General features: G+C 64.6%; 1 protein-coding gene. It reads right to left on the bottom strand.

What is annotated here, in order from left to right; all coding sequences use genetic code 11:
* On the bottom strand, positions 1-263 hold a 263-nt coding region (locus tag SB772_RS42185; protein ID WP_410838797.1), incomplete at both ends, for a hypothetical protein.

Consider the following 263-nt stretch of genomic DNA (forward strand, 5'->3'; position numbering starts at 1 on the left):
GGGCGACGTCGTCGAAGCGTTCGCGGTCGTTCTTCGTGTAGCCCTGCATTTCCGGCCAGGTCAGATACAAGTCGGCGCGCTCGGCGACGCCGGCACGGCGCTGGCTCGGGAAGCGAATCGTATTTTCCGAAAGGTTGAGCGTGTCGCGGCCGATCGTGATGCTGACGGCCTGGGTGCTGTCGCTATTGCCTGCCAGCGTGATGTGCCGGCCAAACCAGCGGCCGCCGAGGCTGATCGCAATGGTGAGGACAGCAAGAACGGCG

The sequence above is a fragment of the Paraburkholderia sp. SIMBA_030 genome (assembly GCF_046535245.1).
Lineage (GTDB): Bacteria > Pseudomonadota > Gammaproteobacteria > Burkholderiales > Burkholderiaceae > Paraburkholderia.